Origin of the sequence: Symmachiella dynata (genome assembly GCF_007747995.1) — a bacterium.
GTDB classification, from domain to species: Bacteria; Planctomycetota; Planctomycetia; order Planctomycetales; family Planctomycetaceae; genus Symmachiella; species Symmachiella dynata.
This window is the reverse complement of the sequence record NZ_CP036276.1, coordinates 6,438,889-6,455,440: the sequence shown is the minus strand read 5'-3', so window position 1 is coordinate 6,455,440 and position 16,552 is coordinate 6,438,889. Positions and strand designations below refer to the sequence as shown.

Here is a 16,552-nt window from a genome sequence, read left to right as displayed (position 1 = left end):
TCAATTGAAGGATTGTGGGCGTGACTTTATGAAATCGAAAACCTAGTCGGCGTTAACTTCCCGTGTTCGCTCGGGCGCGCTCAATCGCTTTTTCCAAAGCCCGGCGCGTCAAAACGCCAGTCACATGTTTGCGGAACTCTACGGTGCCCCGCATGTCGTCGATCGGTGTCGCGATTTTTCGCGTGGCGGCCATTGCCGCTTCGATCGCTTCGTCTCCGACCGGTTGACCGGCCAATAGGTTGCTTGCCTCTTCTGCGAACAGCGGTGTGGCAGCGACCGCGCCGATCGCAATCCGCGCGGAAACAAAATTTTTGCCGGATTCGTCCAAGACCACCGAAGCCCCGGCCCCGACGACGGCAATGTCCATCTCGTTGCGGGGAATGAACCGCAAGTAGTGCGATCCGCTGTGGGCAGGTCGCGCGGGCATGACCAGTGCGGTCAATAGCTCTCCCGGTTGCAGCACATTTTTCCCCGGCCCTGTGCAGAATTTCTCGACGGGCACTTCGCGTATTACGTTCGGTCCGGCAATCATTGCTTGCGCACCCAGTGCGATCAATGCGGGTGTGGAATCGGCTGCGGGTCCGGAGTTGCATAGGTTTCCGCCGACCGATGCCCGGCTTTGGATTTGCGCGCCGCCGATAATCTTTGTCGCATCGGCCAGTGCCGAATAGTCGCGGCAAATTGTCTCGTTGCCGTAGATCTGATAGCAGGGGACGACGGCGCCTAATCTGAGTCCGTCTGCTGAGATGTCGATGCTGTGGAGGGCCTCGACCTTTTTGATGTCTACGACCACATCCGGAGCGAATCGCCCCATGCGGATTTGATCGATCAGATCGGTGCCGCCAGCCAGAATTCGAGCAGATCCGTTGTGCTTTGCCAGCATGGCAACGGCGTCCGCGACGGTCGTGGGAGCTTCGTATTCAAAGTCGTGCATGGTGAATCGAGTCTATCGAGGAATTTCGGTGGGGAGCGTGGCTCAAACGAACCAACGAGTGCACATCCTTAGATTAACGCCGGAAAATCTGACGGCAAGTCCGCAGAGAAATCTGAATGCCGATTTCGGTGTCGGCGCGGCAACCAAATACGGTCGAGGGGCACCATTCGGCGGCAGGCTGTCGGTCGCGATTTATTCGCTCGTCGGGGGGGTGACAGTTGCGGTTTCCCCGCGCATGGGCATCAACCGCACCCGATCATTGTAGGTCTGTAGCTCGATGTATTTGCCTGGTAAGTTGACATGAGCTTTTTGGAAGTTGGGTTGCATGTGAAGTGTCGCATCCAAGACTTGTTCGCCATTGCGTTTGTTGATTGCCACCAAATTGACCTTACTGATCATCTGCCGAGGACGCCGACCGATTGTTTCCGATTGGGGGCGTGCTAGCACGAGCAGCGGAGCGTCCTGTAATCCCGACAGCATGAGCAGTCGCGGTTCTTCGACTTTGTAAACCCAATGGTCGCTCGGATCGTCTAGGTTGAAAGCGAAAATCTTTCCGTTAATGCGGATCGTTGAAAGATTGCCGCTAAAGCGTTCCGTCGATCGCCGCGGAGCCCAGTCAATGATCAAATACGCGTTTTGGTTGTCCGTCACACAATAGACGGTTCTGCGACTCTTCAAGACATCTAAGTCCACTTCGCCTAAGAGGCGTAGCTCACCGGTTTTCAGGTTTAACCGCGAAAACTTGCCTTCGGGGGTGACGATGAACAGTTGATGTTCATTGCTAAGGACCGACAGCGACTTGGCTGGGAATTCGCGGCTCCAGACTTCCGCGCCATCGAGCGGATCTCTGAGGGAGATTTGCACGTTCTTATCGGATTTCTTGGTGAACAACCCATACCGTCCCACAAATCGTTTCGCTCGGCTGGAACTGACTCCATTTGTGAAATCTGCTAAGTGCGGCAAATCGATCCGTTTGCCGTCCAGCATACGGGTTGCAATCAGATTCTTTCTGTTTTTCCCTTCCTGCTGGTAGAGCAATCCATCTCCGCCAAAGAACTGGGCATTCGACGGCACGTTTTCCATGGTCCAACAAATCTCGCCGGTGAGCGTATCGATGACCGTCAATTCTCGGCCCGATCGCCAGACAAAATGCCGATCGTCGAACAAATTCGTCGACTGTGGTTGGCGGCCCCCGCGTTGTCTGAGGGCTGTATCGAACGAGGTCTTCATCCGTAGGTTCATGCCGGATTCGGATTGGTATGTCGAGTGCTGAGGCGCGACTTCGACCGGGTGAGCCCAGCGTACTTTTTTCTCCAATGGCGAAATGCTATGGAGCATGCCTTGGTTCACCAGCAGGATGTGATGCCCGCGACTGTGTGCCGTTAAGCTATTGTTTTCGCGTCGTGAATCGCCCCGCAATGGAATCGAGGCTAGATAGTTGTCACTGTCGCCGCGCACAATTTCCAGTCGTTGCCGCAAGCTGCGCACGTGCAATTGATGTCGGCTGAAAAACGGTGTGTCGAGGTCCAAGCCATCCAACGGCAATAGGCTGTCTTGTTGCGAGTAATCATGGCCCATCCGCACCGCGGTCATTGGTCCATTTCCCCAGTTGGGAGACAGATGTCGTTTGAGCTCGTGGGGAGCGTTTTCGTCAGCACGGAACGCCTGCGCGACCTGGGCAGCCGTTTTGCCGCCGGGAAGTGGAGTCGCTCCGTACTGTTGTTCCAGCTCAGCGTACGTGTCGGCCGCTGCATCGGCGGCGCCGGCGCTGAGCAACAACTCGGCTTTGCGCCGTACCGCTTGAGCGGCAATTTCGTCGGAAGACTGGTCGCGAATCTGATCCAAAAGATCCTCTGCGGCTACGAAATTGCCGTTGTTCGCGTAGTGCTCTACAAGTTGTTCTTGTATTTTGAGTGCAGCCGGGTGAAAGCCAAACAGTGTTAACCACTGTTTTTGTTCCTCGATGGACCCAGCAGCCACCTCATCGGCCAGTGCGGCGACTCGATTGTCGAAATCGGGCAGCGCGGCGGAGGGGATTTGAGCCCAAAGGTCGGTAATGCGCCCCGCCAGCCAAAGGTCCTCGCGGACTTTCATGCGCGAATCGGCGACCGGTTGAATCATGTTCGGTCCAATCGACGTCGCTAACTGGACATAACTTTCAAACGCATCTTCGATCTCACCCCGCTCGACGAGGCGGTCGGCAACCAATCGCAAATAGGCCTGGCGTTCGTCACGCGTGACGGAGAGCTGTTGCAGTTCCGTGACAGCGTCATCATGTTGGGCATAGTCCGACTGGATCAACCCGGTCAATGCGCGAATGTACAGAGCATGGAACCGGGTTTGATCAACCGGCGACAATGCGTCGGGATCTAAGGTTCTGGCTCGATCGAGCACTGTGGTCACATCGCGATTTAACTCGGCTATTTCCGCCTCCCGCAGCAGTGCGACGGCATCGTGCGGGTCTCGTTTTTTGCGTTCCGCGATTTCTTGTTCGATGGTGTGCCGTTGTTCAAATGATTCGACACCGAAGGGGCTCAGTGAAATCACTGCGCCGCGATACAGGGCCAAATTGCCAAGCCCGCGGCTGCCGACAGGGCGCGTGAGGCTTTCGGCGATTGATCCGGTCTCTAGGTCGATTCCCACAAGTTCGCCCGTTTCGCACGGCACGTAGTACCGGCCGGCGACCGCCACACCCCGGCCGCAAGGGGACGAGGGGAGATCGATATCCCATTTTTCATCAAACCCGTTGTGCAGGGCGTAGCACTTCACGTGTCGTTTGCCGACCATCACCACGCGTTGATTAAACACGCCCGCCAGATACAGCAGTTCCATGCCTCTGGAGGTCTTGGGGGTCTTCCAACCCCGGCCCGCTTGATCACTGCCGGTGATCAGGTCGAAACAGTACAACACGTTACTTCGAGGGGCCGTGATGAGTACTCGATTTCCGGCGATGATCGGTGGAGTCGGGAACCAGCATTTATTCAAAGGCTTCGTGGGGGCGACGTCCTCCTGTTTTCGGCCCCGCATGCGTCTCCTGCTCGACCTGCGCGATTGTGCTGTATCCTTCGACCACAACAAGGCATGAGAACGACGTTCCACCGCTGCGATCAGTCCTGTCGTGGTTTGGCAGACAATCGTTCCGTTGCCGACGGCAATCTGCCCACTGTACCAGCGCCGTACGATGTCGAGTTCGATTTTGGCGGTCGGTTGCGCAACGGCCTGTTTCCAGAGAACGTTGCCGGTTTCCGCTTCCAGGCAAATCAGCTCGATCAACCGTTCTTTTTCGCCGATGACAAACAGTTCGTTGCCGTCGGCGACTGGCGCGCCATGGAAGAAATAACCGGCCAATGGCAATTCAAAAGTATCGCCATGCAGCGTCCCGCCAATTTCCCATTGCGGGCGACCTGTGTTCAGGTCGTACGCCACAATTTTGTTACTGGACCAATCTTGGCCAAACCGGTCGATTGATTCCTGCGAGGAGCCCCAGTACTGCTGCGGCTGCTTGGTCAAAATTGCCAAGTCTTCGATCACAAACAGTCGATGGCCATCGCTGCTAATGATGCCATAGTTCGCGTCTTCGAACAGCAGATTGGCGAGCGGGTTTTTTGTGAACGATTGCGACGAATATCCGCGAAAGTTGGCAAATACACGCCGTCCGCTAAAGCCCCAAGCTCCATTCAAATTATCATTGGACAACAGGCTTTCCGCCGAAACACGATCCTGGGTTTCCCACAGGGGAGCACCCGTTGCCGCTTCCGTCACCCGCACTCCCCGCAGCGTGCGATAGATGAGTTTGCCATCCACCATTAAGGGGATCAGCGACGGCAGCATGGCAAAATTTTCGTCACTCAGATCTTCGACCAAGTCTTGGATTTGAGTTTCGATACGATGACTGCGAGTCAATGGTTCGTACCACCGTGATAGCAACAACGGCTCGCCACCATCGGGCATTCCCGTCCGACGGGCATTGCCCATGTACATGGGCCATTCCGACAGCGTCGGTTCCGGACGGGGGACTTCGTTGATTTCGTTCAGCCAAGCAGCGAGATTTTTCTTTTCGCCACCCAATCTTGCCACATCATCTTGTTGGATCTCCATCTCCAAGGGGGACTGTGCTCCCTGAGCGGCCATACTGGAGAGCTTGGCCGCCAGCGCAGCTTTGGCACGCCATGCCGGAGAGGACGTGATGTCTGCCTGCGGTTGGAGCAATGCCTGGAACCAGTGATTGGCCAACCCAAATTCGCCGCGATCCAGGTAGTGCGAAGCGACAATATCGGCTGCCTGTTGTCCCGCTTTGGTGTGGAAGTATCTACGGCCGACCAATGCGACCGCATAGAAATCTCCGGCGGCAACGGCCTTGGCCAGTTGTTTAGCGGCGACTCCATCATAGGCGGCGCGATACGTCTGCAATTCCTCGGCCGGCATGCTACCCAGTAGCTGTCGAGCATCGTCTTTCAGCGAAGTCCAGGAACGCCCGTTGCCCGGTGTGAATGCATCCTCCGGCAAATCCAAAATGTATTGGAGTTGGCGGACGGCAATTTTCCAATTTTCACGTTCAATGCTCAGCCGAGCCTCTTGCATCGCCTTGCGCAGTGTGCGTGGGTCAGGGATCCGCGGATCGCTGGGTTCGCTGGTTGACGTATGCTTGCGCGGGTCCTTGATCGGTCGCTGTGGTTGCTTGCGGGGCTGGGGAGGCTGTTTTTTCTTTTCAGCTTTCTTGGGGTCGTCAGTCTTGCCACCCGGCGTCAGCACATCGTTGAGGAAATCCTTAAACGGGTTTCGCAATTTTGGTTCCGAGGCTGGCTTGTCGGCCGCCTTCGGTTTGTCGGCCGGTGTTTCCTCGGCCGTTTGCGGTTGCGGCGCCGCAGGGTCGGTTTCCTGGTTTTCGGTTGGAACCGAATCCCCTTCTTCGGCTGTCGTTGCGTTTGACCACCACAAACCAAATCCGCCCGAGACGACCAAAACGGCAAAAGCCATTCTTATCATGCGGACAACCGGCGCGCTCCGTGTCATACTTCCCAGACTCCCGGCGAGGCCATAGAGCCTCATCCATTATCAGGTGGTGTCAATTCGTTGACGAGCCGCTTGCCAACCACGCGGATGCACGACAAATCGAATGTGTCATGCCCGTGTCCAAGCCAATGCAACGCAACGTCGACTGCTTCGCGCATCACGTTCGTCGGGAGATCCCGACTCCACCGGCTCAATAATGTTGGCAATGTCATTGTCGAGTCTGCAGGTCCAGTTGGCAAGTAGGAACTCGCTGCCCCTACAGATTTCAAGGTAGCGGCACGCGATGGTCACAACCGCCAAAACCCGCAAATTGCCACCAAGGCAGGTTGCCAGGTGGCTCAGAACTCTAGGATTTCTCGTAAATCAGTTTCTCGGTAAGTGGGCGTTATTCCAGTTGTCCGGCGGCAAGCAGGTGGTAAATGCGACAATCGCAGTTCCGCTCCCCGGCCATAGCCGTCATAATCGGCAGGAGCCGCATGGTGCACCAGACGTAAGGCGTTATTCTCCCTATGGTTATCGGCGCTCGCCCCCTGGCGACGCCACCGACATGAAATTCCCCCGCAGAAACAGTACTGATTCTCACTCGACCGCTTGCAGAATTGGGGGGATGTCGTTATTTTGGCGAATTCCCTCCGGTCCTCCGGAAAGCCTCCCCGCGCAATGGCTTAGCGTGTAGAGTGCGTACCCGACGGGGGGAAGGTAGTAGGGAGAACCTTATCCTTGGTGCGCATCACTGGGGTGAGTTTCGGTCTGAGCGTGCGAAACTTCGCGCGCAAGCGGCCAGAATGGTCGTTATGCACCCCGATCGATAGTGAGAGGGTTGAGGTTTCGTAACCGCATTGATGGCCGGTGAGTGTCTATCAAGAAACAATTCCACGACGCAATTCAGAACGACGTTGGACAGTAAGGCGTTTGCATAATGTCGGATAATACAAAACTCGCAGTTGATCTTCGCGAAAAAGTCGGCACGGCAGCAACTCGTAGGCTGCGGGCCACGGGGCGAATTCCAGGCAGTTTGTACGGCCTGGATAAAGACACCGTCGCGCTGAGCACGACCGAAGAGGCTCTGCGTCCGCTGATTTATGGCGGGGTGCAGGTCGTCGACGTGGAAGTCGGCGGTGAAAGTGCCACGGCAATTTTTCGCGAAGTTCAGTGGGATACGTTTTCGCAATACGTGCAGCATTTCGATCTGCAACGCATCGATCCCACCAAGCGGCTTGCGGTGGAAGTGCCGTTGGAACTACGGGGTACCCCCGAAGGCGTGATCGGCGGCGGCGTGTTGGATCAACCGCATCGGACGGTCAACTTCGAATGCTTGGTGCATCAGGTTCCTGATCACGTTGTTGTGAAGGTAGCCGAAATGCAAATCGGCGATGCTCTGCATGTCAGTGATTTGGAACTTCCTCCGGGGGCTACGCTCTTGGATGATCCGACCGCACTGGTCGTCCGGATTAACGCGCCGATGTCTGAGGAAGAAATCGAAGAGGGAATCGCCGGTGGCGGTCCCGTCGAGCCGGAATTGGTTGGGCAGGAACCGGAAGAAGCGGACGAGCAATAACAGCGTTTTGTGTAGCGGTTGTTCGGCCTTGCAGTGCCGGGCCTGACTGAGTTTGATGTGTAATGAAACTTGTGGTCGGACTGGGGAATCCCGGTCAAAAATATACAGGAACGCGACACAACATTGGATTCGATGTCGTGTCGGAACTTGCCCGTCGATGGAATGCGGCCCCGTCGAAGCTAAAATTTGAAGCGGAAACCACCGACGTCCTGATCGGAACAACGAAGGTTTTGTTGTTGGCTCCGCAAACTTATATGAATGCCAGCGGCCGGAGCGTCCAGGCAGCTGTCAGTTTTTATCAAATCGAGTTAGAAGACGTGTTCGTCATTTGCGACGACATGAATCTGCCCGTCGGACGAAATCGGATACGCAAGTCTGGTTCCGCCGGAGGGCAAAAAGGGCTGAAGAATATTTGCGATCACTTACGCTCCGATGAGGTCCCGCGACTTCGTATCGGAGTCGGGGCTCCGCCGGGGACTCAAAGTGGCGCGGATTTTGTTCTCAGTAAATTCGCCAAAGCAGAACGTGCCGAAATGGATTTGGCCGTCGCTCGCGCGGCTGACGCCGTCGAGTGCTGGGCCAAGCAAGGAATTGCAGCGGCCATGAACGCGTTCAATGCGGCGGAGAAGTAAGACGGGCAGATCAGTAAAACAGGCGGACAAAATAGTTCGGAAATAACATAACAGCGATTCAGTGCGATCTGGCGGCGCGACTGGGACAGTTTAAAAACTATATCCCGTGTAAGTCGCACGTTCAGCAAAACCTTTTGCCAGAGAAATTAGGACAGGGAGACGCGGCCGTGGCGGTCAATACCTACGAGGTGATGTTCCTCATCGACAGCAATAAGTACGCCGGCGATCCGGACGGCTCACTGGGCGAGATCAATAAGATCCTCGAACGGGTCGGCGCGGAAACCTTAGCGGCACGGCCGTGGCAGGACGGCAAATTGGCTTATCCCGTCGAAGGCCGACGCAAAGGACTTCACTATTTGACCTACCTGAAAATGGAAGGCAAAAACCTGGATGAGTTGACCCGTCTGTGCAAGCTGAACGACATCGTTCTGCGGCACCTGACCATCAAACTCGACGCAGCCTTGGTCGAACCGATGGTGGCAGTCGCCAACGGTGAGTCCCCCACCGCACCAGCGGAAAAGGCGGCAACAGAAGAAAAAGCGGCAACCGAGGAAAAAGCGGCAACCGAGGAATCGGCCTCTGAGGAATCCACAGGCGAAGCGTCCGAGGAAGTCACAACTGCTTGATCTTGCGATTGCTGAGGTCTAGGACGCATCGACCTCGCATGAACAATAGATATGGGGAAACCGTCTCATGGCGAGTTATAACCGAGTCATCCTGATCGGAAATTTGACCCGTGACCCAGAAGTCCGCTATATCCCCTCGGGGACAGCGGTCTCTGAGCTTGGGTTAGCGGTCAACCGTACCTGGTTCGACAAGCAATCCAACTCGCGTAAAGAAGAAACCACGTTTGTCGACGTCACCCTGTGGGGACGCGAGGCGGAAGTGGCCGGTGAATACCTCTCCAAAGGCCGTCCTGTCCTCATCGAGGGGCGATTGCAACTCGACACCTGGGAAGACAAACAATCCGGACAACGCCGCAGCAAGTTGCGCGTTGTTTGTGAACGGATGCAAATGCTTGGTTCCCGCGGCGATGGTGGTGGCGGCGGTGGTGGTCGCAGCGGCGGCGGCGGAGGAGGCTACAGCGGAAGCAGCAGCCAATCCGGTTACGGCGGCGGCGATCCCGGACCACAGGCTCCACCACAAGACGACTTCGGTCCCTCAGGTGGTGGTGGCAACGTTCCGGATGATGAGGTACCTTTCTAGGACCAAATTGATCCCAGCCAGACAAATCGTCACTCAGTGACACGGCCCGCGGCGATTGAGACGCATGGCCGTTTCGACAAAACAGACAATCCACAAATTTTTGAAGATTACCATACGGGAAATTGACACTATGTCCAAAAAACGTCTCCATGCCATGCGTTCGGGCGTGCCCAAAGGGAATGCCGAATTGCTGTTGGCCGAGGATGTACCTGCACTCGGAAAGCAGGGGGAAATCGTACGCGTCAAGTCAGGTTACGCTCGCAACTATCTGGTTCCGCAGGGACTGGCCACGATCGCCACCGACGAAAATAAACGGATGGTCGAACGTCACCGCGTCCGGTTAGCCGAACTGCAAAAAGATCGTATTAAGTCGATCCGCAACTTGGCCGAACAACTCAGTGAATATAGCGTGACGCTCGAAGCCAACGCCAATCCCGAAGGGCATCTGTATGGATCGATCACCGCTCCGGAAATCAGCAAAGCCCTCAAAGCGGCCAAATACGACATCTCACCCGACCAGGTCCGCCTCGAAGGTCCGCTGAAAGAAATCGGCATGTACACGGTGAAAATCCACCTGCACACCGATGTCGAAACCGAAGTCAAAGTCTGGGTCGTCCCGACCTCGTCGACTTAAGACGTCGCGGCTGCTGAACGTCACAGACACAACGAAAATCCCCCGCTGGCCGATATTGCCACGGGGGATTTTTTATTGCGCTGCAAATGGCGAACCATTTGGGTTTCGGTTTGGCCAACGGCCAAACATCATCGTAGCCTGGGGCACTCGCCGCCCCAGGGATTCGATTGGCAAACGGCACCATTGGCCGAAGACCATAATCACGGGCAGGGTGAGATTGGCCGTTGGCCAATGATGTTTGCGACACCTGCGGTCCTGGGGCGGCGAGTGCCCCAGGCTATGCTGGAAAGTAGGCCAACGGCCAAAATGTGATGCCGTACCCAGCGGTCGCGAGACTCAAGGCGTCGATCAAATCATGGGGATGCCACGTCACGGCAACAAGCCCATCGTCTCCTCAAATCCGCATACCAAATTGAAATTCTGTACCGCTACGCCCGCTGCGCCTTTGATGAGATTGTCGGTGCAGCTGAAGATGATGGCGTTGTCGCCGACGCGGCGGACGGTGATGTCGCAGAAGTTGCTGCCGGTGACGTCTTTGGTGGCCGGTAGATGTTCGACGATGCGGACGAACGGTTTGCCGCTATAATACTTCCGCATCACGTCCAGCAATTCATCTTCGGTAATCGCGCTTTTGAGTTTCGTATACATCGAACACAAGATACCGCGGTCCATGGGCATCAGGTGCGGGGTGAAGACAACCTCGACCTGGCAGCCGCCGACTTCGCTGAGAATCTGGTTGATCTCTGGCGTGTGACGGTGGCGACCCACGGAGTAGGCGGCGACGCTTTCGTTGCATTCGGGATACAGCGTCGTCAATTTCGGTCCGCGACCCGCTCCGGAAATGCCACTCTTCGCATCGATAAAAATACCAGTCGGCTCGATGTGCCCCCCCGCTATCAGCGGCGCGAGTCCGAGGATCGATGTGCTCGTATAGCAACCCGGATTGGCGACCAATTCTGATCCAGGAATGCGGTCGCTCCAAATCTCGGGCAAGCCATACACCGTGTTCCCCAGTCGCGTGGGATCGGTGTGGACCTCGCCGTACCATTGTTCGTAAACGCCTGGATCATTCAGGCGATAGTCGGCGCTGAGGTCAACCACTTTACAGCCGCCGGCCAGCAATTGCGGAATGACTTCCATGCTCGCTTTGTGCGGCAGAGCACAAAAGACGACGTCGGCTTTTTGGCAGATCTCATCGGTCGTCAAATTGTCGCAAGTCAGGTCCAACCGACCGTGCAAACTGGGGTGAATGGTTTGGACGTGCGGACTTCCCTCCTGTCGTGTGGTGAGAGCGGTGATCTCCACTTCGGGGTGAGCGAGTAGGATTTTGATCAACTCCAGGGCGGCGTAACCCGTCGCTCCGAGAATGGCGACTTTTACCATGAGGGGACTTCCAGAATTCAATAACTTGCGGGATGAAAGCGCAGGGAGAACGAATCCGTATATTCTACGGGACACCCGTGAGCGAACAAGGGTTCAATGCTCGGTCAAAACCCGCCCATATCGTCGTCACCGAAATATCCGCCGTCCGGTTCGGCGATATGGCTGTAATCGACGAATCGCATCGATTCTTTTTGCCAAGTCAGGTCTACGATGCCGGTGGGACCGCTACGGTGTTTGGCCACGACGACTTCCGCTTTGCCGGGCGAATCCTCGGGGTCATAGGCGTCCGGACGATGCAAGAACATCACGATATCGGCATCTTGTTCGATCGCTCCACTTTCCCGCAAGTCCGCCAAGCGAGGACGTTTGTCTTCTCGCAACTCGACGCCACGGTTCAGCTGCGCTAAGGCGATGACGGGGACGTGGATTTCTTTCGCCAGGAATTTCAGCCGCCGCGTAATCAGTGAAATCTGTTGTTCCCGCGGCGCGCGTTTGTCTTCTGGTTCGATCAATTGCAAATAGTCGATGATGATTAAGCTGATATTTTGTTTGCGCTTGAGACGTCGGGCGATGGCACCGATTTCCGACATATTGCGGCCCGGTTTGTCGTCGATGTACATCGGCATGCCGCCCAACTCTGAGGAGGCATGCATCACACGATCATATTCTTCATCGTCGAGATCCCCTTTGCGCATTTTGTGCCCGTCCAGTTTGGCAGTGATGCACAGCAGCCGTTCGGCCAATTCTAAGTTGGACTGTTCGAGGCTGAAAATTAGCACGCCCCCTTCAGGGATTGTGCCATAGGGCAACTCCTCGCCGCGTTTGATGTATTCGTCGCGCAAACGATCACGGGCGTTACGAGCGACGGCTTCGGCAATGTTCACCACAAATGCGGTTTTTCCCATACTGGGCCGTGCGGCAAGAATCACCAATTCCGACGGTTGAAACCCGTTGGTCTGGTTGTCGAGATCGGTAAAACCAGTGCTCAGTCCGCTGATGCTCCCCTCTTTTTCCCGCCTCTGTTGGATGCGGTCGAACGCATCCATCAGAATATCCTTGAGCACAATATTGTCGGTGTTTTCTTGCTGCTCAACGATTTGAAAAATCGTCTGTTCCGCCTTGGTGAGGATGTCGACCGTATCTTGAGACGTGTCGTAGCTCTCACTAAGAATATCGGTGCAGGCGTAAATCAGATTCCGCAAGATGCCCTTGTCGCGGACAATTTGTGCGTAGTATTTTGCGTGAGCAGCGTGCGGGACGGTGTTGAGGATTTCGCTCAGATGTCCGACACCGCCGACCTCCTCGAGCAGGTCGGTTCGTTGCAGTTGTTCGGCGACTGTGACGACATCGATCCCGCGGTTGCCCGATTCGTGCATGCGATAAATCGCATCGCAAATCTGCATGTGGGCTTTCACATAAAAGTGATCGGGCGTCACTAACTCGACGACTTCGTCGATCACGTCGTTGACCAGCAACATACTGCCCAACAAGCTTTTTTCCGCCTCAATATCCTGCGGGGGCAGGCGATCGGCTTCGTTGGTTTTTGGCGTAACAGTGGCCATGAAAATCCTCCCTGAAATGCCAAAAGCACTTGATTTTATTGCATTTAGCACGTTGTTGTCTGCTAAGGCCGCACGGCCGAGGTTGCCCTGGATGCTGTCGGGAATGTACGGCGGAGAGGTCCTGTTATGACCGGTCAACAGAGCGATAGCAAGTCCACAAATAACGTTGTCGCAACCTGTTGTCCGGACGAGTGATACTGCAGCAGCGGCGACCTCGGTTGTGGTGCGATGGTCCTCTTCGCAAGAGATTTGTGATGGCCTCACCCGGGATTGAGCAGTCGTGTATGCCATTTCTGCCAAAGTGACGTTTGCCCGGTGAAGTTCAGCTAAAAATCGAAGTTGTGGGTCGTGAGATGGCGAATGCGGGGCGGATTCCTTAGCATGGAAGCAAATGAACTCTCACCTTGTCTGGAAAATGTCTAATGCAGCGCATATTCGGAACAACTCTTGCCTGTCTGGTATTGGTCATTCCGCTGATCGGTTGGATTGCCGCCCCTGGTGGAGTGAGTGCTGACGATGCTGCTGTTGCGCCGGCCAAACAAAAATTGCCGCGCATCGCCGCTGTGGTCACCGAATATCGGCATAACTCGCATGCCGACGTCATTGTCAGCCAGTTGATGCTGACCAAGACTCTCGATGGAAAAGGCGAGTTTCCCAAGCTACAACTCGTTTCGCTGTATACCGATCAAGTCCCCAAAAACGACACGAGTCGTCGCTTAGCCAAAGAGCATGGCGTGCCGGTTTTCGACACGATCGAAGGAGCTCTGACGCTGGGAACGGGGGAACTTGCCGTCGACGGCATTTTGTTGATCGCCGAGCACGGTCAATATCCGAAGTCAGACACCGGACAGACAATCTATCCCAAGAAACGGCTGTTTGCCGAAGTTCGCAAAGTCTTTGAAAGCAGCGGCCGGGTGGTCCCAATTTTTCATGACAAGCATGTCGCCGACAATTGGGCCGACGCCAAAGAGATCTATGATGCGACGCAGCGGCTCAAGATCCCCTTTATGGCGGGGTCCTCGTTGCCGGGATTGTGGCGGTATCCTCCGGCGAACACCAAGCGAGGCGCGAAGCTGGAAGAGATCGTCGCCGTCTCCTACGGGTCACTCGACGCATATGGGTTTCATGCCTTAGAGATGGTGCAATGCCTCGCCGAGCGACGTCAAGGGGGCGAGACCGGCATCAAGTCGGTCTATTGCCTGGAAGACGAAGCGGTATGGGAGGCCGGTGAGCGGGGCGTGTACGATCAAGAGTTGTTTCGCGCCGCTTTATCCCGCCAAAAAGCACGCCCGATTTCTCCCGACCAAGACATGCGAGAATTGGTTCCGCACCCGGTGCTGTTTGTGATCGACTATCAGGACGGATTGCGGGCCAGTGTGCTGCAACTCAATCCCGCGCTGCAAGGGTGGTCGGTTGCGTGGCGCGAAGCGGACAGCGACGAAATCACCTCGACCTTATTTTGGACGCAGGAAGCCCGTCCGTTCGCACACTTCAATTTCCTATTGGAGGGGGCGGAGAAAATGTTTCATACCGGCCAACCGACCTGGCCCGCTGAGCGGACCTTGGTCACTAGCGGTGCGTTGGACGCGCTGCTAATTTCTAAGAAACAAGGGGGCAAACCGGTGGAAACCCCCTACTTGGATATTGACTACACGACCGACTGGGATTGGCAACAACCGCGCAATCCGCCACCCGGTCGTCCGGTCATGTCTCAATAAATTTGAACGATTCCTATTGGCATCTCGTGCGGTCTACTTAATGTTCCGACCGTCAATACATTGATAGCCAGCGTATAGCATTATTCTCGATTCTCGGACTGAAGGCGTTGTTATTATGAGTTCTCAACCGACACTTGGCCGTGTGGATTCCATGGACCAGTTTCGCGGTTTTACCGTGCTGAGCATGTTCATCGTGAACTTCGCTCACTTCCAAGCCATCAGTCCATTTTGGAAACATAACGACAACTACGTCACGTTCGCCGACTGGATCATGCCGGGATTCATCTTCGCCGTCGGATTCTCCTATCGGTTGACGATCCTGAAACGCTTGGAGAAATTCAGTGCGCTGACAACCTACTCGACCTACTTTCGTCGCTCGCTCGCGTTAATTTTGGTGTCATTGATGTTGTACGGCTTTGGAGGCGAATTTAAAAACTGGAGTGATTTTAGCGCCGAAGAAACCATTCAAGTCGACGACGGCGACAGCGGAATGATGAAAGAGGTGAAAGTCAGAAAGACCACTCAGTTCATCATGAGGTTGATCAAGTCCAACCTCTGGGAAGTGCTCAGCATTATTGCCGTTTGTCAGATTTTTGTGATGCCGGTCATCGCCGCCGGACCCTTGGTCAGGTTTCTGGCAATGATCGGTTGCTTGGTCTTCCACATGCTCTTCTCGTGGTGGTTCAACTGGGGATTCGTACACGGCTATGAGCACAACTGGATGGTGCAGCTCTGGGAGACGGGCGGCAATCGGTGTTGGGATGGCGGATTTTTTGGAATCATGTCCTGGTCGGTAGCCATGTTGGCCGGTTCGCTGGTCTATGACATTCTGGCGACGAATACCCGCAAAAACGCCGGTGGCAAGATCTTTCTGTTTGCTGCTGTGTTCATGATCATCGGCTACATACTCTCTTGCGGCACACGGTTCTACGACACCCCGCTCCCCGCAGCCCCGGAAAAACCAGCCGCGAAAAAAGAAGCCTCCGAAAAAGAAGGCGGAGACAAAAAGGCCAGCGACGAAAAAGCTAAGGACCAGAAAGAGAAGGCAGAACCAGCAAAAGCAGAACCGGCAAAGGAAGAGCCGGCAAAGGAAGAGCCGGCGAAAGAATCCCAAGCCAAAGACAAAAAGGCCGAGGACAAAAAGGCCGAGGACAAAAAGACCGCAGGCGAAAAAGCAACGGATAAAAAAGAAGAAGGCAAGAAAGAAGAAGGCAAACCGGCCAAGGATAAAAAGGCCAAGGGCAAACCAGGGAAAGGCAAAAAAGGGAAAGAGAAAAAACCCAAGCCGCTCCTCAAGCAAATGGCGAACAACGCTCCGCAAAAACCGGGCGACGTGGCAAAGTATGCGCAGGATCCCATGATCCCTGATTTCAGCAAGGCTGCGGGCCGCGGGTTATCGGACCTGTTGGCCGAACCGCCATTTGTCATGCCGCCGCACCCCGATCAAAAATCTGTCAACGACCGTCTCAAAAAGAGAGATGAGTTAGAAGCGATGCCGGAATTGGATGAGAAGCAACAGAAAGAATTGGAGCAACTCAACCGAAGCCTTTTAGGTGCGCAGCACTACGAGTATGGACGGCAGTGGAACTATTGGATGATGTACAAGCGGATGGTCAGCGTTTCGTTTATCCTCTTCGCCACAGGGGTCGCGATTGCGATTTATGCGTTGTTCATTTTGCTGTCGGATATCAACGGCATGCATATCGGCGTGTTCCGTACCTTCGGTATGAATCCTCTGGCCGCTTATGCGATCCACCACGTCGTGGGACACTCGATGCATAACCTCGCACCGAATGATTCGCCTTTGTGGTACTGCTGGTTTATCACGTTTGTCTTCATGGCCATTAACTATCTGTTTGTACGCCATCTTGAGAAGCACAACATCTTTATCCGGCTCTAGTGATCTGACTCG

General features: G+C 55.2%; 11 protein-coding genes. 7 read left to right on the top strand and 4 right to left on the bottom strand.

Going from position 1 to position 16,552, the window contains the following annotated elements; genetic code table 11:
• Positions 1–52: 52 nt before the first annotated feature.
• Both Mal52_RS24570 and Mal52_RS24565 read right to left on the bottom strand, forming a co-directional pair.
• Positions 53–934, bottom strand: a complete 882-nt coding sequence (locus Mal52_RS24570) for an FAD binding domain-containing protein (protein WP_145379156.1) — start codon at positions 932–934, stop codon at positions 53–55.
• 192 nt (positions 935–1,126) lie between these two features.
• On the bottom strand, positions 1,127–5,947 hold the full coding sequence (locus Mal52_RS24565) for an outer membrane protein assembly factor BamB family protein (protein WP_197534446.1): 4,821 nt from the start codon (positions 5,945–5,947) through the stop codon (positions 1,127–1,129).
• Between the two features lie 919 nt (positions 5,948–6,866).
• On the opposite strand from Mal52_RS24565, the gene Mal52_RS24560 reads away from it, so the two are divergent.
• From Mal52_RS24560 to rplI, 5 genes are all read left to right on the top strand, one after another.
• Positions 6,867–7,505, top strand: coding sequence for a 50S ribosomal protein L25 (locus Mal52_RS24560; RefSeq protein WP_145379154.1), 639 nt, complete (start codon positions 6,867–6,869; stop codon positions 7,503–7,505).
• 62 nt (positions 7,506–7,567) lie between these two features.
• Positions 7,568–8,137: an aminoacyl-tRNA hydrolase gene (gene pth, locus Mal52_RS24555; RefSeq protein ID WP_145379153.1), complete on the top strand. Its 570-nt coding sequence runs from the start codon at positions 7,568–7,570 to the stop codon at positions 8,135–8,137.
• A gap of 167 nt (positions 8,138–8,304) precedes the next feature.
• Complete coding sequence (gene rpsF, locus Mal52_RS24550; RefSeq protein ID WP_231962435.1) at positions 8,305–8,763, top strand: 30S ribosomal protein S6; 459 nt, start codon at positions 8,305–8,307, stop codon at positions 8,761–8,763.
• Between the two features lie 67 nt (positions 8,764–8,830).
• Positions 8,831–9,343: a single-stranded DNA-binding protein gene (ssb, locus tag Mal52_RS24545; RefSeq protein ID WP_145379152.1), complete on the top strand. Its 513-nt coding sequence runs from the start codon at positions 8,831–8,833 to the stop codon at positions 9,341–9,343.
• A gap of 130 nt (positions 9,344–9,473) precedes the next feature.
• On the top strand, positions 9,474–9,977 hold the full coding sequence (gene rplI / locus Mal52_RS24540; protein ID WP_145379151.1) for a 50S ribosomal protein L9: 504 nt from the start codon (positions 9,474–9,476) through the stop codon (positions 9,975–9,977).
• Between the two features lie 369 nt (positions 9,978–10,346).
• On the opposite strand, the gene argC is transcribed toward rplI, so the two are convergent.
• Complete coding sequence (argC, locus tag Mal52_RS24535; protein ID WP_145379150.1) at positions 10,347–11,360, bottom strand: N-acetyl-gamma-glutamyl-phosphate reductase; 1,014 nt, start codon at positions 11,358–11,360, stop codon at positions 10,347–10,349.
• A gap of 104 nt (positions 11,361–11,464) precedes the next feature.
• Complete coding sequence (gene dnaB / locus Mal52_RS24530) at positions 11,465–12,922, bottom strand: replicative DNA helicase (protein ID WP_145379149.1); 1,458 nt, start codon at positions 12,920–12,922, stop codon at positions 11,465–11,467.
• Positions 12,923–13,344: 422 nt separating this feature from the next.
• On the opposite strand from dnaB, the gene Mal52_RS24525 reads away from it, so the two are divergent.
• On the top strand, positions 13,345–14,640 hold the full coding sequence (locus Mal52_RS24525) for a hypothetical protein (RefSeq protein ID WP_145379148.1): 1,296 nt from the start codon (positions 13,345–13,347) through the stop codon (positions 14,638–14,640).
• A 115-nt stretch (positions 14,641–14,755) separates the two neighbouring features.
• Positions 14,756–16,540 carry a hypothetical protein gene (locus Mal52_RS24520; RefSeq protein WP_145379147.1) on the top strand — a complete coding sequence of 595 codons (1,785 nt, stop codon included), beginning with the start codon at positions 14,756–14,758 and terminating at the stop codon, positions 16,538–16,540.
• The last annotated feature ends 12 nt before the right edge of the window (positions 16,541–16,552 follow it).